21 protein-coding genes are annotated in these 22277 nt (G+C 63.0%); 11 read left to right on the forward strand and 10 right to left on the reverse strand.

The features are described from left to right. The first annotated feature begins 21 nt into the window (after positions 1-21). From AAIL66_RS00435 to AAIL66_RS00455, 5 genes are all read left to right on the forward strand, one after another. A complete protein-coding gene (locus AAIL66_RS00435) occupies positions 22-1824 on the forward strand; it encodes an ATPase, T2SS/T4P/T4SS family (RefSeq protein WP_343495764.1) in 1803 nt (600 codons plus the stop codon). Positions 1825-2015: 191 nt separating this feature from the next. Next, entirely contained in the window at positions 2016-2504 is a 489-nt protein-coding gene (locus tag AAIL66_RS00440; RefSeq protein ID WP_003066123.1) for a tripartite tricarboxylate transporter TctB family protein, read from the forward strand. 15 nt (positions 2505-2519) lie between these two features. Continuing rightward, positions 2520-4031: a tripartite tricarboxylate transporter permease gene (locus tag AAIL66_RS00445; protein ID WP_003066124.1), complete on the forward strand. Its 1512-nt coding sequence runs from the start codon at positions 2520-2522 to the stop codon at positions 4029-4031. Between the two features lie 126 nt (positions 4032-4157). Next, positions 4158-5465: a DUF3422 domain-containing protein gene (locus AAIL66_RS00450; protein ID WP_034356463.1), complete on the forward strand. Its 1308-nt coding sequence runs from the start codon at positions 4158-4160 to the stop codon at positions 5463-5465. Positions 5466-5571: 106 nt separating this feature from the next. Next, positions 5572-6369: an SDR family oxidoreductase gene (locus AAIL66_RS00455; RefSeq protein ID WP_034378582.1), complete on the forward strand. Its 798-nt coding sequence runs from the start codon at positions 5572-5574 to the stop codon at positions 6367-6369. 67 nt (positions 6370-6436) lie between these two features. On the opposite strand, the gene AAIL66_RS00460 is transcribed toward AAIL66_RS00455, so the two are convergent. Beyond that, positions 6437-7336 (reverse strand): DMT family transporter, encoded by a 900-nt coding sequence (locus AAIL66_RS00460; RefSeq protein WP_045838399.1) that lies wholly within the window; start codon positions 7334-7336, stop codon positions 6437-6439. A gap of 149 nt (positions 7337-7485) precedes the next feature. Between AAIL66_RS00460 and AAIL66_RS00465 the strand changes: the two genes are divergently transcribed. Next, a complete protein-coding gene (locus AAIL66_RS00465) occupies positions 7486-8301 on the forward strand; it encodes a DUF4743 domain-containing protein (RefSeq protein ID WP_343495765.1) in 816 nt (271 codons plus the stop codon). A 13-nt stretch (positions 8302-8314) separates the two neighbouring features. Here AAIL66_RS00465 and AAIL66_RS00470 read toward each other — a convergent pair whose 3' ends face one another. Next, positions 8315-9979, reverse strand: a complete 1665-nt coding sequence (locus AAIL66_RS00470; RefSeq protein ID WP_034356476.1) for a Na/Pi cotransporter family protein — start codon at positions 9977-9979, stop codon at positions 8315-8317. A gap of 295 nt (positions 9980-10274) precedes the next feature. Here AAIL66_RS00470 and AAIL66_RS00475 point away from each other — a divergent pair, with 295 nt between their 5' ends. Beyond that, positions 10275-10562, forward strand: a complete 288-nt coding sequence (locus AAIL66_RS00475; protein WP_343495766.1) for a hypothetical protein — start codon at positions 10275-10277, stop codon at positions 10560-10562. A gap of 66 nt (positions 10563-10628) precedes the next feature. Here AAIL66_RS00475 and lspA read toward each other — a convergent pair whose 3' ends face one another. The 3 genes from lspA to AAIL66_RS00490 all read right to left on the reverse strand — a co-directional run bounded on the left by lspA (position 10629) and on the right by AAIL66_RS00490 (position 15284). After that, positions 10629-11144 (reverse strand): signal peptidase II, encoded by a 516-nt coding sequence (gene lspA, locus AAIL66_RS00480; protein ID WP_034356478.1) that lies wholly within the window; start codon positions 11142-11144, stop codon positions 10629-10631. A gap of 117 nt (positions 11145-11261) precedes the next feature. Continuing rightward, positions 11262-14117, reverse strand: a complete 2856-nt coding sequence (gene ileS, locus AAIL66_RS00485) for an isoleucine--tRNA ligase (RefSeq protein ID WP_343495767.1) — start codon at positions 14115-14117, stop codon at positions 11262-11264. A gap of 105 nt (positions 14118-14222) precedes the next feature. After that, positions 14223-15284 (reverse strand): bifunctional riboflavin kinase/FAD synthetase, encoded by a 1062-nt coding sequence (locus AAIL66_RS00490; protein WP_034356484.1) that lies wholly within the window; start codon positions 15282-15284, stop codon positions 14223-14225. Between the two features lie 182 nt (positions 15285-15466). On the opposite strand from AAIL66_RS00490, the gene AAIL66_RS00495 reads away from it, so the two are divergent. Then, on the forward strand, positions 15467-16024 hold the full coding sequence (locus tag AAIL66_RS00495) for an HNH endonuclease (protein ID WP_003066139.1): 558 nt from the start codon (positions 15467-15469) through the stop codon (positions 16022-16024). A gap of 58 nt (positions 16025-16082) precedes the next feature. On the opposite strand, the gene AAIL66_RS00500 is transcribed toward AAIL66_RS00495, so the two are convergent. From AAIL66_RS00500 to AAIL66_RS00515, 4 genes are read right to left on the reverse strand one after another with little or no spacing between them, the layout of a single operon-like run. Beyond that, complete coding sequence (locus tag AAIL66_RS00500; RefSeq protein ID WP_343495768.1) at positions 16083-16571, reverse strand: nucleoside deaminase; 489 nt, start codon at positions 16569-16571, stop codon at positions 16083-16085. A gap of 24 nt (positions 16572-16595) precedes the next feature. Then, a complete protein-coding gene (uraH, locus tag AAIL66_RS00505) occupies positions 16596-16931 on the reverse strand; it encodes a hydroxyisourate hydrolase (RefSeq protein WP_012837181.1) in 336 nt (111 codons plus the stop codon). A gap of 43 nt (positions 16932-16974) precedes the next feature. Next, complete coding sequence (locus tag AAIL66_RS00510; RefSeq protein WP_343495769.1) at positions 16975-17490, reverse strand: hydroxyisourate hydrolase; 516 nt, start codon at positions 17488-17490, stop codon at positions 16975-16977. Positions 17491-17504: 14 nt separating this feature from the next. After that, entirely contained in the window at positions 17505-18842 is a 1338-nt protein-coding gene (locus AAIL66_RS00515; RefSeq protein ID WP_034356495.1) for an MFS transporter, read from the reverse strand. 130 nt (positions 18843-18972) lie between these two features. Between AAIL66_RS00515 and AAIL66_RS00520 the strand changes: the two genes are divergently transcribed. The 3 genes from AAIL66_RS00520 (at position 18973) to AAIL66_RS00530 (ending at position 21691) form a co-directional block, all read left to right on the forward strand. Beyond that, positions 18973-19905, forward strand: coding sequence for a LysR family transcriptional regulator (locus AAIL66_RS00520; protein ID WP_059439855.1), 933 nt, complete (start codon positions 18973-18975; stop codon positions 19903-19905). A gap of 68 nt (positions 19906-19973) precedes the next feature. Next, on the forward strand, positions 19974-20525 hold the full coding sequence (gene uraD, locus AAIL66_RS00525; RefSeq protein WP_034389312.1) for a 2-oxo-4-hydroxy-4-carboxy-5-ureidoimidazoline decarboxylase: 552 nt from the start codon (positions 19974-19976) through the stop codon (positions 20523-20525). A gap of 218 nt (positions 20526-20743) precedes the next feature. After that, positions 20744-21691, forward strand: a complete 948-nt coding sequence (locus AAIL66_RS00530) for a bestrophin family protein (protein ID WP_034356503.1) — start codon at positions 20744-20746, stop codon at positions 21689-21691. A 75-nt stretch (positions 21692-21766) separates the two neighbouring features. Here AAIL66_RS00530 and AAIL66_RS00535 read toward each other — a convergent pair whose 3' ends face one another. Beyond that, entirely contained in the window at positions 21767-22261 is a 495-nt protein-coding gene (locus AAIL66_RS00535) for a nucleoside deaminase (RefSeq protein ID WP_003067888.1), read from the reverse strand. Positions 22262-22277 lie beyond the last annotated feature (16 nt).

The following is a 22277-nucleotide window of genomic DNA, read 5'->3' on the forward strand; positions in this document are numbered from 1 at the left end:
GTTTTGTTGCCACTGCCGCCCATGTCATTGACTGAATCCCTTCTGCCACAGTCCATCAAGCCTGCTCAATACCAGGGACCGCTGGACTGGCGCAAGCTGGTGCAATGGTTGCAGGAAGACGCTGTGATCACGGCGCAGGAGGCCGAGCGCACGATTGCGCGCTGCTCGGCCGCAGAGAGCGCGCAACTGCCGCTGGTGCGGCTTGCCAATGTAGGTGTTGTCGGCGCCCAGACGCGTCAGCCGCTGGATCTGGAGACCCTGACCCAGTATCTGGCACAGCGCAGCGGTCTGGCCTATCTGCGCATCGATCCGCTGCGTGTGGATGTGGGCCGCGTGGGTGAGGTCATGAGCGCCAGCTATGCCGAGCGCCACAAGGTACTGCCCGTGCAGGTGACCGCCAAGGAGGTGGTGATTGCCACGGCCGAGCCCTTCATCAGCGACTGGGTGAGCGAGGTGGAGCGGCAGGCACGCCGCAGCGTGCGCTGCGTGGTGGCCAATCCGCAGGATATCAAGCGCTATACGGCAGAGTTCTTCGCCCTGGCCAAGTCCGTGCGTGCGGCAGAGAAAGCCGGTGGAGCGACCGGCGGCGCCAGTTTTGAACAGCTGGTGGAGCTGGGCAAAAGCAACAAGCAGCTCGATGCCAACGACCAGGGCGTGGTGCGCGTGGTGGACTGGCTGTGGCAGTATGCCTTCGACCAGCGGGCCAGCGACATTCATCTGGAGCCCAGGCGCGAGCAGGGCGTGATCCGCTTTCGCATCGACGGCGTGCTGCATCCGGTCTACCAGATGCCCATGGGCGTGCTGAATGCCATGGTGGCGCGCGTCAAGTTGCTGGGGCGCATGGATGTGGTGGAAAAGCGCCGGCCGCTGGATGGCCGTATCAAGACGCGCAACCCGCGCGGCGAGGAAGTGGAAATGCGCTTGTCCACCTTGCCCACGGCTTTTGGCGAGAAGATGGTGATGCGCATCTTCGACCCGGAGAACACGGTCAAGAACCTGGATGCGCTGGGCTTCAGTGCCCATGACGCGCAGCGCTGGGAAGATCTGGTCAAGCGCCCGCACGGCATCATCCTGGTCACCGGCCCCACGGGATCGGGCAAGACCACCACGCTGTACTCCACGCTCAAGCGTGTGGCGACCGAGGAGGTCAATGTCAGCACGGTGGAAGACCCCATCGAAATGATCGAGCCCAGCTTCAATCAGACCCAGGTTCAACCCCAGCTCGACTTCGGCTTCACCGAAGGCCTGCGTGCGCTGATGCGTCAGGACCCGGACATCATCATGGTGGGCGAGATTCGCGATCTGGCCACTGCCGAGATGGCGGTGCAGGCTGCACTGACCGGCCACCTGGTCTTCTCCACGCTGCATACCAATGATGCGCCCAGCGCCGTCAGCCGCCTGATGGAGCTGGGCGTGCCCTCCTATCTGATCAACGCCACCTTGCTGGGCGTGCTGGCCCAGCGTCTGGTGCGTACGCTGTGCTCCAGCTGCAAGGTGCGCGATGAAGACGCAAAGCCCGAGGATCTGGCCGAATCGGTCAAGCCCTGGAAACTGACCGGCAGTTACCAGCCCTACAAGCCCGTGGGTTGTGAGGACTGCCGCATGACAGGCTACCGCGGCCGCATGGGTCTGTACGAGTTGCTGATGGTGACCGAGGCCCTCAAGAAGCAGATTCACGATGCCCCGTCCATGGACGTTCTGCGCCGTCAGGCCGTGCAGGACGGCATGCGCCCTCTGCGCCTGGCCGGGGCTTTGCACGTTGCTGAGGGCGTGACCACCTTGCCCGAGGTGCTGGCCTGCACGCCGCTGATGAGCGAAATCTGAAAGTCCGGGTGCTAGTGCTTGCTTCTTGGCTGGTGTAGCAAGTGCAGGCCGGCATTGGCCTGGGTTGAATGCGGTAAATGTGTACAAAGCGTCGGCATTAGGGTATGCCCTCTGTAGGTGGAATCCACATCAATTTGGCATTTCTATGAAACGAGAATCGCCAAGTCGTGATTTCCGTAAGGAGACGTTTTGTGAAAATCAAGAGCCAAAAAGACTTTTTCTCCGGTCTGATGTTCTTGGCCGTCGGTCTCGCATTTGCGATCGGCGCGTCCAACTACACCATTGGCACCGGCGCCCGTATGGGTCCAGGTTACTTCCCTCTGATCCTGGGTGTGCTCATGGCCATCCTGGGTGCAGCCATCTGCGTCGGCGGCCTGACCAAGGGCCCCGAAGGTGGTGACAAGATCGGTAAGTGGGCCTGGAGGCAGGTGTTCTTCATCCTGGCAGCCAACTTTGCCTTCGGCATCTTGTTGGTGGGCGTGCCTGCTGTGGGTATTCCTCAGTTCGGTCTGATCATCGCTATCTATGCGCTGGTCTTCATCGCCAGCCTGGGCGGTCATAGTTTCAACTTCAAGGAAACAGCAATCCTGGCCACCGTGCTGGCAGTGGGTAGCTATTTCGCTTTCGTGTGGGCGCTGAATCTGCAGTTCCCCGTGTGGCCTAGCTTCATTGCAGGCTAATCAGGAGCATCGTCCATGGATCTGATTCAGAACTTGTCGACGGGTTTTGGCGTGGCTTTCACGTTCCAGAACCTGATCTACTGCTTTGTGGGCTGTTTGCTCGGTACGCTGATCGGCGTGCTGCCCGGCATTGGCCCCGTGGCGACCATCGCCATGCTGCTGCCCGCCACTTACGCTCTGCCTCCCGTGGCGGCGCTGATCATGCTGGCCGGTATCTACTACGGCGCCCAGTACGGTGGCTCCACCACTGCCATTTTGGTGAACCTGCCAGGTGAATCCTCGTCGGTGGTGACCGTGATCGACGGCTACCAGATGGCGCGAAAAGGTCGAGCAGGCCCTGCGCTGGCAGCGGCTGGTATCGGCTCCTTCTTCGCAGGCTGCGTGGGCACCGTCATCCTGGCTGCCTTCGCTCCACCCCTGACCGAAGTGGCTTTCAAGTTCGGCCCCGCTGAATACTTCTCGCTGATGACCCTGGGTCTGATCGGTGCCGTGGTGCTGGCTTCCGGTTCGCTGCTCAAGGCGATCGCCATGATCGTGCTGGGTCTGCTGCTGGGTATGGTCGGAACCGACGTGAACTCCGGTGTGGCTCGTTACAGCTTCGACATTCCTGAACTGACCGACGGCATCGACTTCGTCGTGATCGCCATGGGTGTGTTCGGCTACGGTGAAATCATTGCCAACCTGTCCAAGCCAGACGACGAGCGCGAAGTGTTCGCTGCCAAGGTGACGGGTCTGCTGCCCACAAGCGAAGACTTCAAGCGCATGCTGCCAGCCATGCTGCGCGGTACGGCTCTGGGTTCGGCCCTGGGTATCTTGCCCGGTGGCGGTGCCATGCTGTCGGCCTTCGCTGCCTACACCATCGAAAAGAAGACCAAGCTGAAGCCCGGCGAAGTTCCTTTCGGTCAAGGCAATATCCGTGGTGTGTGCGCTCCTGAATCCGCCAACAACGCCGGCTCTCAGACATCGTTCATTCCTCTGCTGACCCTGGGTATTCCTCCCAACGCCGTGATGGCGCTGATGGTGGGTGCCATGACTATCCACAACATCCAGCCCGGTCCTCAGGTGATGACCAGCAACCCCGAACTGTTCTGGGGTCTGATCGCCTCCATGTGGATTGGCAACCTGATGCTGATCATCTTGAACCTGCCGCTGATCGGCGTCTGGATCAAGCTGCTGACCGTGCCTTATCGCTGGCTGTTCCCGTCCATCGTGCTGTTCTGCGCGATCGGCGTGTACGGTACCAACAACAACGTCTGGGACGTGTGGATGGTCGGTATCTTCGGCTTCATCGGCTATGTGTTCCACAAGCTGGGTACCGAACCTGCTCCTCTGCTGCTGGGCTTCATCCTGGGCCCGATGATGGAAGAAAACCTGCGTCGAGCCCTGCTGCTGTCGCGTGGTGACTGGTCCGTGTTCGTGACGCGTCCCATCTCCGCCTGCCTGCTGGCTGCCGCCGTGGTGCTGCTGGTGATCGTGCTGATGCCTGCAGTGAAGAACAAGCGTGAAGAAGCTTTCGTGGAAGACTGATCGTCAACCTGATCGCTGATCATCGTTAAAGCGGCCCTTCTGGGGCCGCTTTTTTTATATGAGGACCTTTGTTTCGGGGACTATGGATTAGGGCGGCAAAATAGCTGCAGTTATTCGAAAGATTGCATGGCCTTGTCTTTATTGCCCGCGCAGCACCCTCAGCGGGTCTTGCTGCACAACGAAATTCATGCCCGTCCTGCGGAAATCATGCAGGCCCCTCTGGCCATCACGCATATCGTGATGCTCACCGATGCGGCACAGCGTGAAGCCAGCCGCGAGCATGTGGCGGCCCTGCTGCGCAACCACCATCGTCCTCTGCCCGATGCGGCAACCACCCATGTGCTGATCGACCTGGGCGCGTTTCGCCTGCGTTGGGAACAGCACACCGAGTTCGTGGCCTGGACCTTCACCACGCCCATGGCGCAAGCCGGCGTGGCCGATGTGCGCGAGCCCGAGACAGCCATCGACGCCGTGCCGCGCGACTGGCTGGCAACCCTGCCAGGGCAGTGCCTGAGCAGCCTGCACCTGTGGGCGCTCAACGAGCAGGATGTGGACCCGCAGTATCTGATGCGTCATATGTTGCAGGCCGATACTCTGGTCGGCTCGCGCGTCTCCGGCGGTGCGGGGGCCATCTTTACCGACTTTGCGATTCACCCCGATGGTTTCTCGCGAATGTTGCTGCTTGCGGGCGCCGATCTGTCTCCGCGCCGCCTGGGCCGTCTGGTGCAGCGTGTGCTGGAGATTGAAACCTATCGCATGGCGGCGTTGCTGGGTTTGCCAGCCGCACGCAAGGCAGCAGCCGTGCTGGCCACGGCCGAGCGTGAACTGGCCGAGCTGGCCAATGCCATCCGTGCGGCAGACCGCGACACCGAACCGGCGCTGCTGGACCGACTGACCCGCTTGGCCGGGCAGGTGGAGAGCGAATATGCGGCCACGCATTCGCGCTTCTCGGCCAGTTCCGCCTATTTCGAGCTGGTGGACAGGCGTATTCAGGAAATTCAGGAGACGCGGGTGGATGGCATTCAGACCATCCGTGAATTCATGGACCGGCGACTTACACCTGCGCGTGCCACCTGCGAATGGGCGACACGCCGCCAGAATGCGCTGTCCGAGCGAGTCTCCCGTGTCAGCAGTCTGTTGCGCACGCGTGTCGAGATCGAGCAGCAGCAAAGCAGCCAGCAGCTGCTGGGCACGATGAACGACCGCCAGGGCACCCAACTCAAGTTGCAGTCCACGGTGGAAGGCCTGTCGGTCGCGGCCATCACCTACTACATCACCGGCCTGATCAGCTATCTGGCCAAGGGCGGGCAGAAGCTGGGCTGGCCCTGGTCGCCCGAGTCGACGGCGGCCGTGGCCATTCCGGTTGTGGCACTGGGCGTCTGGTGGTCGCTGCGCAGGCTGCACCACAAGCTGTTTCATGGTCGCAGTCATTGAGCATGACATTGGATGCCAGCGCTTTCTGATAAAGCTCTAGCAGTTATTGATTTTGATAGCGTCGGGCAGTTTGTCCGGCTTGGAAACTGTGTGAAAGGACACTGACATGGACTTTGGTATCGCCGGGCGCTGGGCTCTGGTCTGCGGCGCCAGCAAGGGGCTGGGTTTTGGCTGCGCCAAGGCTCTGGCCGAAGAGGGAGTGAATCTGGTCATCAACGCCAGAAACGCCGAGGCATTGCAGCTGGCCGTGCAGAAGCTGCAAGCCATTGCTCCTCAGATCAAGGTCATCGGTGTCGCTGCAGACATCACCACGCCAGAAGGCCGCGCGGCAGTGTTCGAAGCCGCCGGCGGCCCGGGCAAGGACTACGACATCGTCGTGACCAACGCCGGTGGCCCGCCTCCTGGCGACTTCCGTACCTGGGATCGTGAGGCCTGGATCAAGGCGGTAGACGCCAATATGCTGACCCCTATCGAGCTGATCAAGGCTACGGTGGATGGCATGGCCGAGCGCGGCTTCGGTCGCATCGTCAACATCACTTCGAGCGCGGTGAAGGCGCCCATCGACATCCTGGGCCTGTCCAACGGCGCGCGCAGCGGTCTGACGGGCTTTGTGGCTGGTCTGGCGCGTTCGGGCATTGCCGCCAAGGGCGTGACCATCAACAGCATACTGCCCGGCAAGTTCGACACCGACCGTCTGGTGGCAACCCATCAGGCGGCGGCCAACAAGACCGGTCAGGACCTGGATGCCGTGCGCCAGGCCCAGGCTGCCCAGATCCCCGCCAAGCGCTTTGGCACGGCCGAAGAGTTCGGCGCCATCTGTGCCTTCCTGTGCAGCCGCCAGGCCGGCTATATGACGGGCCAGAACATCCTGCCCGACGGCGGTCTGTATCCCGGCACTTACTGATCCGTGATCGAGTGCTGAAACGACAAAAGCCCCGCATTGCGGGGCTTTTGTCTGGGTGGGCAGCCGTTTATTTGCGGGATGACACGACGATGCCGGTCACGATCAGCGCAAACGCAAGCGCGTGGTAGAGGTGCGGGGTTTCGCCGAGCACGGGAATCGACAGCAGGGCCGTGAACAGCGGAATCAGATTGCCGAAAAAGCCCGCAATGGCGGGCGTGGAGCGCTGCACGCCCATGCCCCAGAAGCGGTAGGCCAGAATGGCCGGGCCCACGGCGATGAACAGCAGGCTGCCCAGCAGCGGCCAGCCCGGCACCAGGCGGAACTCGCCCAGCAAGGCTTCGCCGCCCGTGAAAAGGCCGGACCAGAGCAGGCCGAAAACGATCTGTGCGAGCAGAAAGCTGGCCCAGTGCGACTTCACTTCCTGGGGGCCGGTGCTGCGCGACAGCAGCCAGGTGTAGAAGGCCCAGGCAATCGTCGCCAGCACCATGAACAGGTCGCCGGGCACAAAGCGCAGAGCAAGCAGCGTCTGCCAATCGCCGCGCGACATTACCACCGCCACGCCCAGCACCGACAGCAAAGCCCCGCCCATCTGCCGGCGGCTGACACGAATACCCCAGCACAGCCGACCTATGGCCAGCATCCATACCGGCATGCTGGAACTCACCAGCGTCACATTCAGCGGGGTCGAGGTCTTGAGTGCCAAGTACAGCAATGCGTTGTAGCAGCCTATGCCCAGCAGCCCCAGCAGCATGTACTGCCGCCACAGCGGCCAGATCGGACTGTCTTTGCGCAGCACCCGCCATGCCAGCGGCAGCAGCAGCACAAAGGCGATGCACCAGCGCAGGAAGTTGAGTGCAAAGGGCGAGATCAGATCGTGAGCGAGGCGGCCCACGATGGCATTGCCGGCCCACAGTGCCGGAGCCAGACTGAGCATGGCGACCGTGGTGGGTTTCAGGGGGGAATTCATGGGTTGTCACTGTAACGTGCGGCAACTGGCCTCCGGATCTTCAGCGCGGTGTGGCAGCGGCTGTTGCCGGCAAACTGGCGACCATCAATAGTGATGCAAGCCTTCCCGTTTTGCGAAGCTGAGCACAATGCAGGCCAGGGAGATTTTTCATGAAGCAGCAAACCACGTCGCTCCAGCAGCAATGGCTGCAGTCACAGCAGGCCATGGCCAGCAGGCAGCCTCTGCGCCCGCGCCAGCCGCTGTGCATCGATGATCAACAGGTCGGCAGTATCGAGGAAGACTTTGCGCGCAAGCTGGGGCCCGACCTGCTGGCAGCGCATGGAATAGCGCTGAGGCTGCTGGCCGGGCAATGGCGGCTGGAAGGCCGGGGCGGGGCGACGGACAATCTGAACCGGCTGGCACAGGCCATGCGCAGCGCCGGTCTTGCCGGTGCCTGGCGCAACGAACAACTGGCGGTCTGCAATGCCGAGGGCCGGCAATTGGCCACCGTCGAGCGCGGTGCTGTGCGGCCGCTGGGCATTGCCACCAGAGCCGTGCATCTGGTGGGCGTTTGCGTGGATGGCTCGATCTGGGTGCAGCAGCGCTCGGAGGACAAGGCCAACAACCCCGGCATGTGGGATACCTTGATGGGCGGCATGGTCTCGGCGGCAGATGGTCTGGCCGAGGCGCTGGCGCGTGAAGCCTGGGAGGAGGCCGGTCTGCATGTGGCAGAACTCGGCGAGCTTCGGCACGGCGGAAATGTGATGTTCGCCAGACCCAGCGACGAAGCAGAGGGACAGGGTTATATGGTCGAGCGCATAGACTGGTTTTCGGCCCTGGTGCCCGATGCGCTGCAGCCTGTGAATCAGGATGGTGAGGTACAGCGTTTCGAGCGGCTGGAGCGGACCGAGGTCCAGGGCTGGATGCTGCAGGGGCGTTTCACCCCCGAGGCTTCCCTGGTGCTTGCCGCCTACATGGGCTGGTAGGGCGGCAGAGCAGCTAGCGCTGGTTCTCCAGTGCGGTGGACTTGAGCCGGCTGGGTGCCAGGGCTCCGGCCTGCTCGAGAATCGGGTAGGCCACCGAGCACAGCAGCGAGTTGATGCGCTTGAGGTCGCTGATCATGTCGATATGCAGGGAGCTGGTCTCTATGCTCGATACCGTGTGCTGGGACAGGCGCTCCAGGTGGGTGGCCGAGTAGGCCAGCTCCAGATCGCGAAAGCGCGCTTTTTCCTCGAGCAGCTTTTGCGCCTCGCGCACATTGCCGTTGAGGAAGACGCTCATGGCCAGGCGCAGATTGTCCAGCAGATGCTGGGTCAGCTCGTGAATTTCCTGTTTTCCGGCGGCCGAGAACTGGCGGCCCTTCTTGATCTTCTTGTCTTCCAGGTCCAGCAGCACGCGCTCGATGATGTCGCCGATCTGCTCCATATTGATGGTGAAGCTGATGATTTCCGTCCAGCGCTGACCTTCGCGTTCGTCGAGTTCGGCGCGCGAGATCTTGGTCATGTAGTACTTGATGGCAGAGTACAGATCGTCCACCGTGCCTTCCAGGTGGCGCACTTCCTCGGAGAGCTTGGCATCGTCGGTTTCAGCCACTTTTTGCAGGCCGATCAGCATGGACTCAATCACGTCGGCCTGATGCAGTGACTCGCGCACGGCACAGGTTATGGCCAGCGAAGGGGTGGACAGGGCCGAGGGGTCCAGGTGGCGTGGGCGCAGCAGCTTGGCTGCACTTTCTTCCTCGGGCTTGGGCAGCAAGGCGGTCACCCAGTGGGCCACGAGCTGGGTCAGGCCGATGAAGCACAGGCTGTTGAAGACATTGAACGCCAGATGGAACATCACCACGTTCTGGCCGGCGCTGGGCAGATAGGGCTGGGCGTACTGCGACCACAGCCCGATAAAGGGCGCGACGATGGCCACGCCCATGATCTTGAACAGCAGATTGCCTATGGTGACCTGGCGCTCCTCCACCGCCGATTTGGCGGTGGTGAGCGCCGCGACCAGACCGCTGCCCAGATTGGCGCCCAGGGTCAGGCCCAGAGCCACATCCAGCGGAATGGCGCCGGAGCTGGCCATGGCCGCAATCAGCAGCACCACGGCCAGGCTGGAGTAGGCCAGCACGGCCAGTACCGCGCCCAGCAGCAATTCCATGAACAGATCGCTGCTGACCGAGGCCAGCAGGGTGCGCACGGCAGGGGCCTGCAGCAGGGGCTCGGTGGCTTCCACCACCAGGCGCAGGGCCAGCAGCATCAGGCCCAGGCCGATGAGCACGCGGCCGATACGACCGGGCTTGGAGTCCTTGCGCGAGATATAGAGCACCACGCCGACAAAGATGAACAGCGGCGACAGCCAGGAAAGGTCGGTGGAGAACAGCACGGCCATCAGAGCCGTTCCGACATCGGCACCGCGCATCACGGCCAGGGCCGAGGGCAGGGTGATCAGACCCTGGCCTACAAAGGACGAGGTCATCAGCGAGGTGGCCGTACTTGATTGCACCAGGGCCGTGACGCCCATGCCGGAAAGCGCTGCCGAGAAACGGTTGCTCATGCTGCGGGCGAGAATATTGCGCAGGTTTGCGCCGAAGACCTGCAGAACGCCGGTGCGAACCATCTGAGAGCCCCAGATCAACAGGGCAATGGCTGCTAAAAGATTCAATAAATGCTTCATGTTCTGCCCGCGAAGGAGCGACCTAATATACCCCTGAGTGAGGTCGGTCTGCCCGGATGCCTCACTCTTCACGCACAAATAAGTGCGGAATAAGGAACACAATAGAACAAAAACGAATTATTCGAAACATCGTTTCTACGGATGAGATTTCAGAGGTGACCGAGTTTCCCGTATATCTGCATTGCGTTCGACGCTATTAAAAAGGTGGGTTCATGATTCCTGCCGTGCCCGGTGCTGCTGCAGTGAGCTTTCTTTTGATGTTGCTGGCAGCCATGGCGGCTGTGGGCTGTGGCATTTGCGGCGCGGCAAGCCCAGGCCGCCGCTGCGCATCTGGCAATGGGTGGTGGCGGTATTGCTGTCCATCTCCACGCTGCTCGGGCCGGCGCAGATTGCATGGATCGATCAGCGGCAGGCGCAGCAGATGGCCGAGCAAGAACTGCTGACGCACATCACGCTGGGTCAGTCCGTGGTCCGGGGCTGCATCACCTTGTCTGCGGGCAGCCATATTCAGCGCGATATGCCTGAAGGTGCTGCCGAGCCCGCCTATGAGCCGGCCGAATCCGGCCGGAGCGGGGCGGAATGAGCAAGGCCCGCTGTCTGCTGGAGAGACAGCGGGCCTTGGGCCTTGCCGATGGAAAGCGGCTGGCGCTTACACGCTCTGGTTCTTGGCGCGTTTTGCGCGCAAGAACTCATCCAGGATCAGCAGTATGGCGCCTAGCGTGATGCCCATATCGGCCACGTTGAAGGCCGGGAAATGGCTGCTGCCCCAGTAGAAGTCCAGAAAGTCCACCACATAGCCGTGCTGCAGGCGGTCCACCACATTGCCAATGGCTCCGCCCAGGATGCTGGACAGCGACAGGCAGAACATCTTCTCGCCGGGGTGTTTGCGCAGCTGCCAGACGATGAGCACGGTGGCAATCGCGCCGATGGCCACGAACAGCCAGCGTTGCCAGCCGCTGCCGCCCGCGAGGAAGGAGAAGGCTGCGCCCGTGTTGTGTGCGCGCACGATGTTGAAGAAGCTGGTGATGGGAGTCCAGTCCCCATACTGGTAGTGGCTCAGAATCATCTGCTTGGTGATCTGATCCACGCCGATGATGACAAGCGCCCACAGCAGCCAGGGCCAGATACGGCCAAGGCCTGCGGAGGATGTCTGGGTGTTGCTCATGGCAGCTCTTTGCTAAGGTTTTTTGATAGCGGTTAGCGCTTGATTCAAAAGGATTTCAGCATTAATCAATGCTGAAAATGGCTTCCAGCATGCGCTGGAAGCTCACTTTTTGAAGGCTCAAGCCTTGGTGCGGACTTCACCCGTGCCGTGCAGATTGCTGTCGCAGCGGCCGCAGATCGAGGGGTGCTCGGGGTTCACGCCCACGTCTTCACGGTAATGCCAGCAGCGCTCGCACTTGGCGTGCTCGCTGGCCTTCACGGTGGTGGTCAGGGCATCGCCAGCCACGGCAGTCGCTGCCGAGGTGATGAAGACGAACTTCAGATCGTCCTTGAGGCTTTGCAGCAGGGCCAGGTCCTCGGGCTCGGCCGTGAGCGTGACTTCGGCCTGCAGGGAGGAACCCACGGCGCCGGTGGTGCGCACCACTTCGATGTCCTTGTTGACCTGGTTGCGGATCTCGCACAGGCGCGTCCACTTGGCCAGCAGGCCTTCGTCGCCGGCGGGCAGCTCGGTGAACTTCTCCAGGAAGATGGATTCGCTGTGACCCACGATCTTCCAGGCTTCCTCGGCCGTGAACGACAGGAAGGGCGACATCCAGCGCAGCAGCGCCTGGGTGATCTGGTAGAGCGCGGTCTGGGCCGAGCGGCGTGCCAGGCTCTTGGGGGCGCTGGTGTAGAGGCGATCCTTGAGCACGTCCAGGTAGAAGCCGCCCAGGTCTTCGGAGCAGAACAGCTGCAGCTTGGCGACCACGGGGTGGAACTCGTAGACCTTGTAGTGGGCCAGGATCTCCTGCTGCAGCTGGGCCGAGCGCGCCAGCGCGAACTGGTCGATCTCCAGCATCTCGCCATAGGCCACGGCATCCTTGCTCGCGTCGAAGTCGCTGGTGTTGGCCAGCAAAAAGCGCAGCGTGTTGCGGATGCGGCGATAGGCGTCCACCACGCGGGCCAGGATCTTGTCGTCGATGCCCAGGTCGCCCGAGTAGTCGGTCGAGGCCACCCACAGACGGATGATTTCCGCGCCCATCTTGCTGGACACGTCCTGCGGGGCCACGGTGTTGCCCAGCGACTTGGACATCTTCTTGCCCTGGCCGTCCACGGTGAAGCCGTGGGTCAGCAGGCCGCGATAGGGCGCGCGGCCGAAGATGGCCGACGCCAGCAGCAGCGAGCTGTGGAACCAGCCGCGGTGCTGGTCGTGGCCTTCCAGGTACAGATCGGCCTCGGGGCCGTGGTCGTGGTGGTGCTCGGGGTGGGTGCCGCGCAGCACATGCCAGAAGGTGGAGCCCGAGTCGAACCACACCTCCAGAATGTCGGTGCTTTTGGTATAGCTCTTGGCCTCTTCGGCGCCCAGGATATCTTCGGTGCTGACGCGGCTCCAGGCCTCGATGCCGCCCTGCTCGATCATGGCCGCTGCCTGGTCGATGATCTCCATGGTGCGGGGGTGCAGAGCGCCCGTGTCCACATGCAGGAAGAAGGGGATGGGCACGCCCCAGCTGCGCTGACGCGAGATGCACCAGTCGGGACGGCCGGCGATCATCGCGCGCAGGCGGTCCTGGCCGTTTTGCGGGTAGAAGTTGGTCTGCTCGATGGCGTCCAGCGCGATCTGGCGCAGGGTCTTCTCGGGCTTTTGCGCGGGATCGGTGAACACGCCTTCGCCTTCGTCCATGCGGATGAACCACTGGGCGGCAGCGCGGTAGATGACGGGCGTCTTGTGGCGCCAGCAGTGCGGATAGCTGTGGCTGATGGTGGTGGTGTCCATCAGGCGGCCCGCGACCTTCAGGGCGTCGAGGATGACGGGCACGGCCTTCCAGATATGCTGGCCGCCGAACATGGGCAGGTCGGCCGCGTACACGCCGTTGCCCTGCACGGGGTTCAGGATCTGCTTGTAGTCCATGCCGTTGGACATGCAGCTGTTGAAGTCGTCCACGCCATAGGCAGGGGCCGAGTGCACGATGCCGGTACCGTCGTCGGCGGTGGCGTATTCGGCTAGGTAGACGGGCGAGATGCGGTCAAAGCCCTTGTCCACATGGGCCAGAGGGTGCTTGAAGGGCATGTGGTCGAGCTTCTCGCCCTTGGCGGTGGCGAGCACGCGGCCTTCGAGCTTCCAGCGGGCCAGGCATTTCTCGACCAAGGCGGAGGCCACGATCAGCAGGCCGCGCTCGGTCTCCACCAGGCTGTATTCCAGGTCGGGGTTGACGTTCAGCGCCTGGTTGGCAGGGATGGTCCAGGCTGTCGTCGTCCAGATGACGATGAAGGCTTCCTTGTCGAGCTTGTCCAGGCCGAATGCTGCGGCCAGCTTGGCCGGCTCGGCAGCGGGGAACATCACGTCCAGGGTCTGGCTTTGCTTGTCGGCGTATTCGATCTCGAACTCGGCCAGCGAGGAGGCGCAGTCAAAGCACCAGTACACGGGCTTGAGGCCGCGGTAGACAAAGCCACGCTCCATCACCTTCTTCAAGGCACGCAGCTCGGCGGCCTCGTTGGCGTAGTTCATGGTCTTGTAGGGGTGATCCCAGTCGCCGAGCACGCCCAGGCGCTTGAAGTCCACCATCTGCTGCTCGATCTGCTCGGCGGCAAAGGCGCGGCTCTTGGCCTGCATCTCGTCGCGCGGCAGATTGCGGCCATGCAGCTTCTCGATGGCATTCTCGATGGGCAGACCGTGGCAGTCCCAGCCCGGTGCGTAGAGCGCGTCGAAGCCTTCGAGCTGGCGGCTCTTGACGATCATGTCCTTGAGGATCTTGTTCACCGCATGGCCGATGTGCAGCTTGCCGTTGGCGTAAGGAGGGCCGTCGTGCAGGATGAACTTGGGTGCGCCGCTGCGGGCGTCGCGCAGCTTCTTGTAGATGCCCTTGTCGTCCCATTCCTTGGCCCAGGCGGGCTCGCGCTTGGGCAGGTCGCCGCGCATGGGGAAAGGGGTGTCGGGCATGTTCAGCGTGGCGCGGTAAGCGGACGCTTCGGGCTTGTTGGACTGCGAATCAGACATGGGAAACCTTGAAGGCAATGCAATGCCCGGGCAGTTCTGCCTGGGCGTGAATGGTGAGGTGAGCGCCAGTGCGCTGCTGCGCCTGGGACGTGCGAGCAGCGAGCTTCAAATTCGGTCGCGCGTGGTCTGGCGACGGGTCTCTGTGTGCGACGAGGTGTGAGACGGTATGTGGGCCGAGGCGAAAAACGCGCGCGCGTCATCGCAGTCCTTGGCGATGCCGACCGTCAGGGCATCGAGACTGTCATACTTCAGCTCGTCGTGCAGTTTGTGCAGAAGTTCCACGCGGATGATTTTACCGTAGGCACCTTCTCCACCCAGTTGGGCGGGCCAATCGAAACAGTGGGTCTCCAGCAGCACCCGGCCGCCGTTGATGTCGTTGGGGTCCAGCGAAGGGCGCACGCCCAGGTTGGCCACGCCCTGCAGCGGTTGGTCCGTCAGCCCATGCACCAGCACGGCAAAAATGCCGCTGGCGGCAGGCTTCCAGTGGTCGAAACGCAGATTCAGCGTGCGAAAGCCGTCCTCGGCTCCGCTCATTGATTCGGCCAGCTTGCGACCCAGCTTGCGGCCATGAACCACATGACCCGAGATGCGGTAGGGGTGGCCCAGCAGCTTGGCGGCCTGCTGCATGTCGCCGGCGGCCAGGGCCTCGCGCACGGCCGTGCTGGAGACGCGCAGCCCATGGACTTCATAGCTGTTCATGCGGGCCACATCAAAGCCTAGGGCCTGGCCGGCGTTGTCCAGCATGGCGTAATCGCCGGCGCGCTTGGAGCCAAAGCGGAAGTCGTCGCCCACCAGCACGTATTTGGCGCCCAGGCCCGAGATCAGCACGTCCTGAATGAAGTCCTCGGGACTTTGGCTGGCCAAGGCCTGGTTGAAGGGCAGGATCACGACCTGATCGACGCCGCAGACCTCGAGCTGGCTGAGCTTGTCACGCAGCGTGCCCACGCGGGCCGGCGCCAGCTCAGGCTTGCCCAGCTTCTTGGCAAAGTAGTCGCGCGGGTGCGGCTCGAAGGTCATTGCGCAGCTGGGAATGCCGCGCTGTGCCGCCTCGGCCTTGAGCAGGCCCAGCATGGCTTGATGTCCCCGGTGTACACCATCAAAATTGCCAATGGTCACAGCGCAGGCCGGAGCCAGGCCGGGATGATTGATACCGCGAAAAATCTTCATGGGCTGCTTTGTTATTTGTAGCAACTGGCGCCGATGCATGCGACACAAGCCGTCAATTTGACATAGTTTCAGAGTATATTGCTTCAAATCAGGCAGCTGTGCAGGCTGCACGATTGTGCGCAAAAGCGCCAAGACGCTTGTCCGTTTTCCGTGGTCGATGTTTGACTGTATGGAGGCTGGTTGTGAAAGTCTTGAAGCTGACAGCCCAGGGGCTGCCGCAGTCCTGGGTAACGCTGGAGCAGGCGGCGCTGCATTACGCAGCAGAAGATGTGCGCTGGGAAGCCGGTGTCGAAATCGCCTGCTTTCGCGGTGGCCACAATGCGGTGACCGGCAAGCAGTCAGTCATTCACATCAACTCCATCATCGGCACCAAGGGCATGCCGAACATCAACCCGCATGAGCTGCTGCCGGGTCTGACCAATGGCAAGCTCTTTGCTCGTGACCGCTGCGTCTGCGCCTATTGCGGGCGGCGCTTCCATGAGAGCGATCTCACGCGCGAGCACATTGTTCCCGTGAGCACCGGCGGGCAGCACAGCTGGATGAATCTGGTCACGGCCTGCCGCGCCTGCAACCACCGCAAGGGGGCCAGAACGCCGGAGCAGGCCCGCATGCCCTTGCTCTACACCCCCTACACGCCCACGCTGTGGGAGGACTTCATCCTGAGAAACCGCCGCATTCTGGCCGACCAGATGGAGTTTCTCGTGGCCCATGTGCCGCGTGGATCGCGCTGGCGCAGCTAGGGCGTAAAAAAGCCCCGGGCTGGCGCCGCGGGGCAGGAGCAAGAGGACAGAAACGCGTTCAGACTGTGGTGGAGACGGCTTTTTGCCAGGCTTCGTAGAGGTCTTCGCCCTCGTCGCGCACGCGCTGGCCGATCAGGGCCATCTCGCGCTGCTCCTCGGGCTTGGCCAGTTCCACATAGCCGCGCGAGGCCGACAGATCGTAGGGCTCGCCGTCTTCGTTGGAGTAGGCGAAGTACACCTGTTTCACGCCGGCCAGCAACATGGCCGTGTAGCACATGGAGCAAGGGTAGCCGCTGGCATACATGACGGCCCCCGACAGGTCGGTGCTGCCCTGGGCCTTGGCGCCTATGCGCAGCGCCTGCATCTCGGCGTGGGCCGAGGGGTCGCAGAGCTCATCGACCTGGTTGACGGCGCGCGCCAGCACCTGGCCGTCCCTGACCAGCACGGCGCCGAAGGGCCAGGTGGGCTGCTGGCGGCCTTTGACATTGCCCATGGCCAGGCGTATGGATTCAAGCAGGTATTTGCCGCTGTCGTTTTCGTTGTTCATCGAGTCGTTCTCCTTGGTAAAAAATCAGCTGCCGCGGTAGGTGTTGAAGAACCACGGCGAACACAGCATGGGCACGTGGTAGTGCTGGGCCGCGTCGAAGATGGAAAAGCGCACCAGCACTTCTTCCGACAGCGCCGTGGGCTCCTTGAAATGCTCGCCTGTGTAAAAGCGCAGCTCGAAGTCCCCGGTGCGGGCCGCGGCGGCGGGCAGCATGGGGGCGTCGGTGCGGCCGTCGGCATTGGTGCGGGTGCTGTTCAGACGCTGCGCCGGGGTCTGCGCCACGTCGTAGAGTTCCACCCGCATGCCGGCTATGGGGCGACCGGTGGTGAGGTTGAGTACATGGGTGCTGATGCCTGCCATAGTGGTCTTTCGATGGGTTGCGATAGAGCGCGGATATGCCGGCTCAGCTGCCGCGCGAATAGGTGTAGCTCCAGGGGCCGAACTGGATGGGCAGATGGATGCGCTCTGCCGTGTTCACGATCTGGAAGCGCACCGGCACCTTGGACAGAAAGGCCGGGCGCGGCAGCTTGGCGCCCTTGGCAGCAAAGTACTCGTCCACGTGCAGCAGCATTTCGTAGCGCCCGCTGCGGTAGCTGTCGTCGATCAGCAGCGGCTCGTCGGCCCGGCCGTTGGCGTTCACGACAAAGCTGCGTATCGGCACATAGGTTTCGCCGTCGAAGCGCGAAAAGTCGATGCGCAAGCCCGTGGCTGCAGAGCCATGGAAGGTGTCCACGGCATGCATGGTCAGGCGCGGGCTGACACCATGCAGCACGATGGGACCGGTGGCCTGGGCCGGCACTGCCGGGTGTGTGTCGGCGGCCAGCGCGCCGTGTGCGCCCGTCAGGGCCGAGGCGCCGAGCACGAGGCCCGAGAGTGCGAACTGTCGGCGCGACGGGGTCAGTGTGGGTGTGGGATGCATGCGGGATGACTCCTTCAGGCGTTCTTGCGGCGCTGGATGCGGGCGACGAAGGCGATGGCGAGAACGGCTGCCAGCGCTTCCACGATGGCCACCAGGTACAGGCCCGGAGCGACCTTGCCGGTGGAGGCCTTGATCACGCCCATCAGATAGGGGGCACCGAAGCCGGCCAGATTGGCCACCGAGTTGATCAGCGCCACGCCCACTGCGGCAGCGCCGCCGCTGAGCAGCATATTGGGCATCTGCCAGAACACGGGGATCGCGCTCATGGTGCCCACCAGTGCCAGGACCATGGCCGTCAGCGCCACGATCACGGGGATGCTGTCCATGCCCATGGTGAAGGCCAGGGCCAGCATGCCCACGGCGCCCAGCAGGGCCGAGCCCGCGAAGTGCCAGCGTACCTCGCCACGGTGGTCGGAATGGCGACCGTTGATGATCATGCCGGCCGCGCCGAGCAGATAGGCGGCACCGGCGATCCAGCCCACCTGCATGGGCGAGGTGAAGCCCGCTTCGCGAATCACGGTGGGAATCCAGAAGGTCAGCGTGGAGTTGGCGCACAGCAGGCAGAAGAACACGGCGATCAGCAGCCACACCATGGGGTTGCCGAACAGGGTACGCCAGTCGCTGTGGCGCTCGCCCTGAGCCTTCTGGTCGATTTCGAGCTGCTGGCGCACGACGGCGCGGTCCGTGTCGGTGAGCCATTTGGCTTCCTCGGGGCGGTCGGTCATGTAGAAGTAGGCAAAGATGCCGGCCAGCACCGAGGGGATGCCTTCGATGATGAACAGCCACTGCCAGCCGTGCATGCCGTGCGCGCCTGCGGCCCAGGTCATGATGCCGCCAGCCAGCGGGCCGCCGATGACGCCGGCGATGGCCGAGGCCGACATGAAGGTGCCGAAGGCCTTGGCGCGGCGCTTGGACGGATACCAGTAGGTCAGGTAGAGGATGATGCCGGGGTAGAAGCCGGCCTCGAACACGCCCATCAGAAAGCGCAGGATGTAGAACTGGGTCGGTGTCGTCACCCAGGCCTGCAAGATGCAGATCAGGCCCCAGCCTATGGTGATGCGCATCACCGTCTTCTTGGCGCCTATCTTCTGCAACAGCATGTTGGAGGGCACTTCGAACAGGAAGTAGCCGATGAAGAAGATGCCGGCGCCCAGGCCGTAGACGGCTTCGCTGAATTTCAGGTCGTCGAGCATCTGCAGCTTGGCGAAGCCGATGTTGACGCGGTCCAGCCAGGCCAGCACCCACAGCACGCCCAGAAAGGGCAGCAGGCGCCAGGAAATCTTGGAGTAGGTGGCGTCGACCTGATCGACGGAAGCAGCAGTGCCGCTGATCGGCACATGATGAGCACTCATGGCAAGTCCTTGTCTCGGAAATTTGTTGTTGGGTTTGCGGACACTTGCATGGTCGCGACTTGTGGCGATATGCGAAACTAAGCGCCTGCTATGAGCCGCATAGCAAAATGCATATCTCTAGGGAAAACACGTGTCTCGCAGCGAAGAACCGTTCGATACCTATTTGCTGCGCGTGCTGTGCACCTTGATCAGCGAAAAAAGCGTGTCGCGCGCGGCAATACGCCTCAATCAGTCACAACCGGCCATCAGCGCGGCGCTGCGGCGATTGCGGGCCATCTTCAACGACCCTTTGCTGGTGCGGGACAAGAACCGCATGGTGCCGACGGCGCGCGCGCTTCAGGCCGTGGAGCAGGCACGTGCGGCACTGGGCCTGATCGACGGGCTGCTGAGCGTCGGCAAGGAATTTGTGGCCGAGACCACGCAACTGCGCTTCACCATCGCCATGCCCGACTATCTGGCACCGCCCTTCATGGCGCGTGTGGTCCAGCTCATGCGTGCGCAGGCACCGGGCGCGAGGCTGGTCCTGCTGCCGCTGGGCCAGAACTTCGACTACGAGCAGGCCCTGCAAAGCGGCGAGGTGGATATCGTCATCGGCAACTGGCCGAGCCCGCCCGAGCATTTGCACATGTCCACGCTGCTCGAGGACGAGGTGGTCTGCCTGCTCGACGAGAAGCATCCTCTGGCCGGGCCGGGTCGGCTCACGGCCGAGCACTATCTGCAGGCCGCGCATGTGGTGTTCACGCCTTACTCGCCCGATCAGCGCGGCGTGGTGGAGAGCAGTCTGGGCACCATGCGCGTGAGCCGTGACGGCCGCGTGCAATGCTCGCATTTCTCGCTGGCTCCGGACTTGCTGGTGGGCACCGATCTGCTGCTGACCACCAGCCGCCATTTCGCGGCCTATCACGCAAGGCGGCTGCCGCTGGCCATGGTGCCTCTGCCCATGGGCAACCGCGTCATGCGCTTCTACCAGCTCTGGCATTCGTCCCGGCATCGGGATGCCTCCCATATCTGGCTGCGCGCTCTGCTCAATCAGGCCTCGCAGGTGCTGACGGCATCGACGTAGCCGGCTGCTATACGGGCTATAACAAGCCAGCACTGTGAGGCGGGAAACGCGCTTCCTACACTGGCCTCATGACTAGCACCACTATCTCCTCCATCCCCACGCTCGACGAGCTCAACGTCATGACGCACGCAGACTTTGCGGCCGCGCTCGGCGAGGTTTTTGAATACGCCCCCTGGGTGGCCGAGGCAGCCGCGCAGCAGCGCCCCTTTGCCAGCCTGGACGCACTGCACCAGGCCATGCTGGCCGCCGTGCATGGCAGCCCACGTGAGCAGACCCTGCACTTTCTCTGTGGTCACCCCGAGCTGTCGGCCAGCGCCGTGCGCTCCGGCACGCTGACCGTTGACTCCCAGCAGGAGCAGCAAAGCGCGGGCCTGGGGGATCTGGCGCAGGAGCAGGGCGAGCGCCTGGCCGAGCTGAACCAGGCCTATCGCACGCGCCATGGCTTTCCCTTCATCGCCTGCGTGCGCCACTACACGCGCGCCGGCCTGTTTGCCGAACTGGCCTCGCGCACTGAGCGCGGCACCGAGCAGGAGTTTGCCGAAGCCCTGCGCCAGATCGGCTTCATCAGCCGCCTGCGCCTGGCGCAGCGCGTGAGTGCTGGCAGCCTGCAGGCCGCCTGAGCCCCTATCGCCGCCCAAGCCCCGCAATGCGGGGCTTTTCTTATGCTGGCTGGAGGGGAGCCCTATGTCGGGGGGCGCTGCCCATGTGCAGCAGATGCCGCATGGAGCGTGCTGGCGCGGCCCTGGCTGCCTACTGCCGCAGTGGGAGTTCTCGGCGCTGGCTGAAATCCCCGGATGCTTGTGATTGAATTCGGGTTTAGACCTTATTTCTCGTTTTCATGATCGTCAGAGATCGCCCGTCGGGCTTCAAGCTGCTGTGGATTGTCCGAGGCTCGGTGCTGCAACGCATCAAAGGCGTGCTTGCCGTCAATATCGTGCTGGCCATCATTGTCACCGTGGCGCATGGCACGCTGTTCCACACCAAGATCCCCATCACGCCGATTCCGTTCACCCTGATCGGCCTGCCGCTGGCGATTTTTCTGGGCTTTCGCAACAACACCGCGTATGCGCGCTACTGGGAAGGACGCAAGCTCTGGGGCGAGATCGTGATCTATGCACGCACGCTGGCCCGCCAGTGCCTGAGTCTGATCGAGCTCGATCACCCCATAGACCCGCGCCAGCGGGCCAGCGATGTGCGGGTGCGCATGGTGCACCGGGCCGTGGCTTTTTCTCATGTGCTGCGGGCCCAGCTGCGCAGCCTCAAGGACGATGTGGCGGCCCAGCAGTGGCTGACTCATGCCGAGTGGCAGCGCCTGCAACTGCTGCCGCTGAATCAGCGCACCGATGCGCTGATGCTGGCCATGGGCAAGGATCTGGGCCAGTGCGTGCGCGAGCAGCGCATAGACCCCTGCCTGGCCGTGGAGCTGGACCGCACCCTCAATGGCTTCACGACGGCCGCTGCCTCCTGCGAGCGCATCCGCAATACGCCGATTCCGTTTTCCTACACCTTGCTGCTGCACCGCACGGCCCATCTGTACTGCTTTTTGCTGCCGTTCGGCCTGGTGGACATCACGGGCTTCATGACGCCGTTTGTCGTAGCCATCGTGGCCTATACCTTCTACGGTCTCGATGTGCTGGGTGACGAGCTGGAAGAGCCATTCGGCATGGAAAGCAACGACCTGGCACTGGACAGCATCTGCCGCAGCATCGAGATCAGCCTCAGCCAGTCGCTGGGCGATCCCCAGGTTCCGGCGCCGCTCAAGCCGGTGGACTATCTGCTGACCTGAGGTCCTCCAGAATGCAAAAGCCCTGAACTCGTCATTCAGGGCTTTGTTCATGATGGCGGCTGGAGCCAGTGCTGGCTAGACCGTGGCACGATCTTCGTCCACGGCCTTTTGCCAGGCCTGGTACAGGTCCTCGCCGGCATCGCGCACGCGGTGGCTGATGACGGGCAGTTCGCGCCGGCCTTCGGGGCGAGCCAGTTCCTCATAGCCGCGCGCAGCCGACAGGTCATAGGGCTCGCCGTCTTCGTTGGAGTAGGCGAAGTACACCTGCTTCACGCCGGCCAGCAGCATGGCGGTGTGGCACATGGAGCAGGGATAGCCGCTGGCATACATGACCGAGCCGGACAGATCCGTGCTGCCCAGGGCCTTGGCGGCAATGCGCAGGGCCTGCATCTCGGCGTGGGCCGTGGGGTCGCACAGATCATCGACCTGGTTGACGGCGCGCGCCAGGACCTTGCCGTCACGCACCAGCACGGCACCGAAAGGCCAGGTCGCGGATTCGCGGCCCTTGACATTGCCCATGGCCAGGCGAATGGACTCCAGCAGATACTTTTCGCTGTCTTGCTTGCTCATGCATGTCTCCTTGATC

The organism is Comamonas sp. F1-6, from assembly GCF_039581415.1.
Taxonomy (GTDB): Bacteria; Pseudomonadota; Gammaproteobacteria; order Burkholderiales; family Burkholderiaceae_C; genus Comamonas; species Comamonas thiooxydans.

Excerpts from the sequence above, each read along its gene's own strand:
- lspA (WP_034356478.1), bottom strand. The coding sequence starts at position 11,144 with ATGAGCAACACCCAGACATCCTCCGCAGGCCTTGGCCGTATCTGGCCC.
- AAIL66_RS00490 (WP_034356484.1), bottom strand. The coding sequence starts at position 15,284 with ATGAAGATTTTTCGCGGTATCAATCATCCCGGCCTGGCTCCGGCCTGC.
- AAIL66_RS00510 (WP_343495769.1), bottom strand. The coding sequence starts at position 17,490 with ATGCATCCCACACCCACACTGACCCCGTCGCGCCGACAGTTCGCACTC.
- AAIL66_RS00465 (WP_343495765.1), top strand. The coding sequence starts at position 7,486 with ATGAAGCAGCAAACCACGTCGCTCCAGCAGCAATGGCTGCAGTCACAG.
- AAIL66_RS00470 (WP_034356476.1), bottom strand. The coding sequence starts at position 9,979 with ATGAAGCATTTATTGAATCTTTTAGCAGCCATTGCCCTGTTGATCTGG.
- AAIL66_RS00435 (WP_343495764.1), top strand. The coding sequence starts at position 22 with ATGTCATTGACTGAATCCCTTCTGCCACAGTCCATCAAGCCTGCTCAA.
- AAIL66_RS00500 (WP_343495768.1), bottom strand. The coding sequence starts at position 16,571 with ATGAACAACGAAAACGACAGCGGCAAATACCTGCTTGAATCCATACGC.
- AAIL66_RS00460 (WP_045838399.1), bottom strand. The coding sequence starts at position 7,336 with ATGAATTCCCCCCTGAAACCCACCACGGTCGCCATGCTCAGTCTGGCT.
- uraH (WP_012837181.1), bottom strand. The coding sequence starts at position 16,931 with ATGGCAGGCATCAGCACCCATGTACTCAACCTCACCACCGGTCGCCCC.
- AAIL66_RS00450 (WP_034356463.1), top strand. The coding sequence starts at position 4,158 with ATGGCCTTGTCTTTATTGCCCGCGCAGCACCCTCAGCGGGTCTTGCTG.
- AAIL66_RS00530 (WP_034356503.1), top strand. The coding sequence starts at position 20,744 with ATGATCGTCAGAGATCGCCCGTCGGGCTTCAAGCTGCTGTGGATTGTC.
- AAIL66_RS00535 (WP_003067888.1), bottom strand. The coding sequence starts at position 22,261 with ATGAGCAAGCAAGACAGCGAAAAGTATCTGCTGGAGTCCATTCGCCTG.
- AAIL66_RS00515 (WP_034356495.1), bottom strand. The coding sequence starts at position 18,842 with ATGAGTGCTCATCATGTGCCGATCAGCGGCACTGCTGCTTCCGTCGAT.
- uraD (WP_034389312.1), top strand. The coding sequence starts at position 19,974 with ATGACTAGCACCACTATCTCCTCCATCCCCACGCTCGACGAGCTCAAC.
- AAIL66_RS00455 (WP_034378582.1), top strand. The coding sequence starts at position 5,572 with ATGGACTTTGGTATCGCCGGGCGCTGGGCTCTGGTCTGCGGCGCCAGC.
- ileS (WP_343495767.1), bottom strand. The coding sequence starts at position 14,117 with ATGTCTGATTCGCAGTCCAACAAGCCCGAAGCGTCCGCTTACCGCGCC.
- AAIL66_RS00445 (WP_003066124.1), top strand. The coding sequence starts at position 2,520 with ATGGATCTGATTCAGAACTTGTCGACGGGTTTTGGCGTGGCTTTCACG.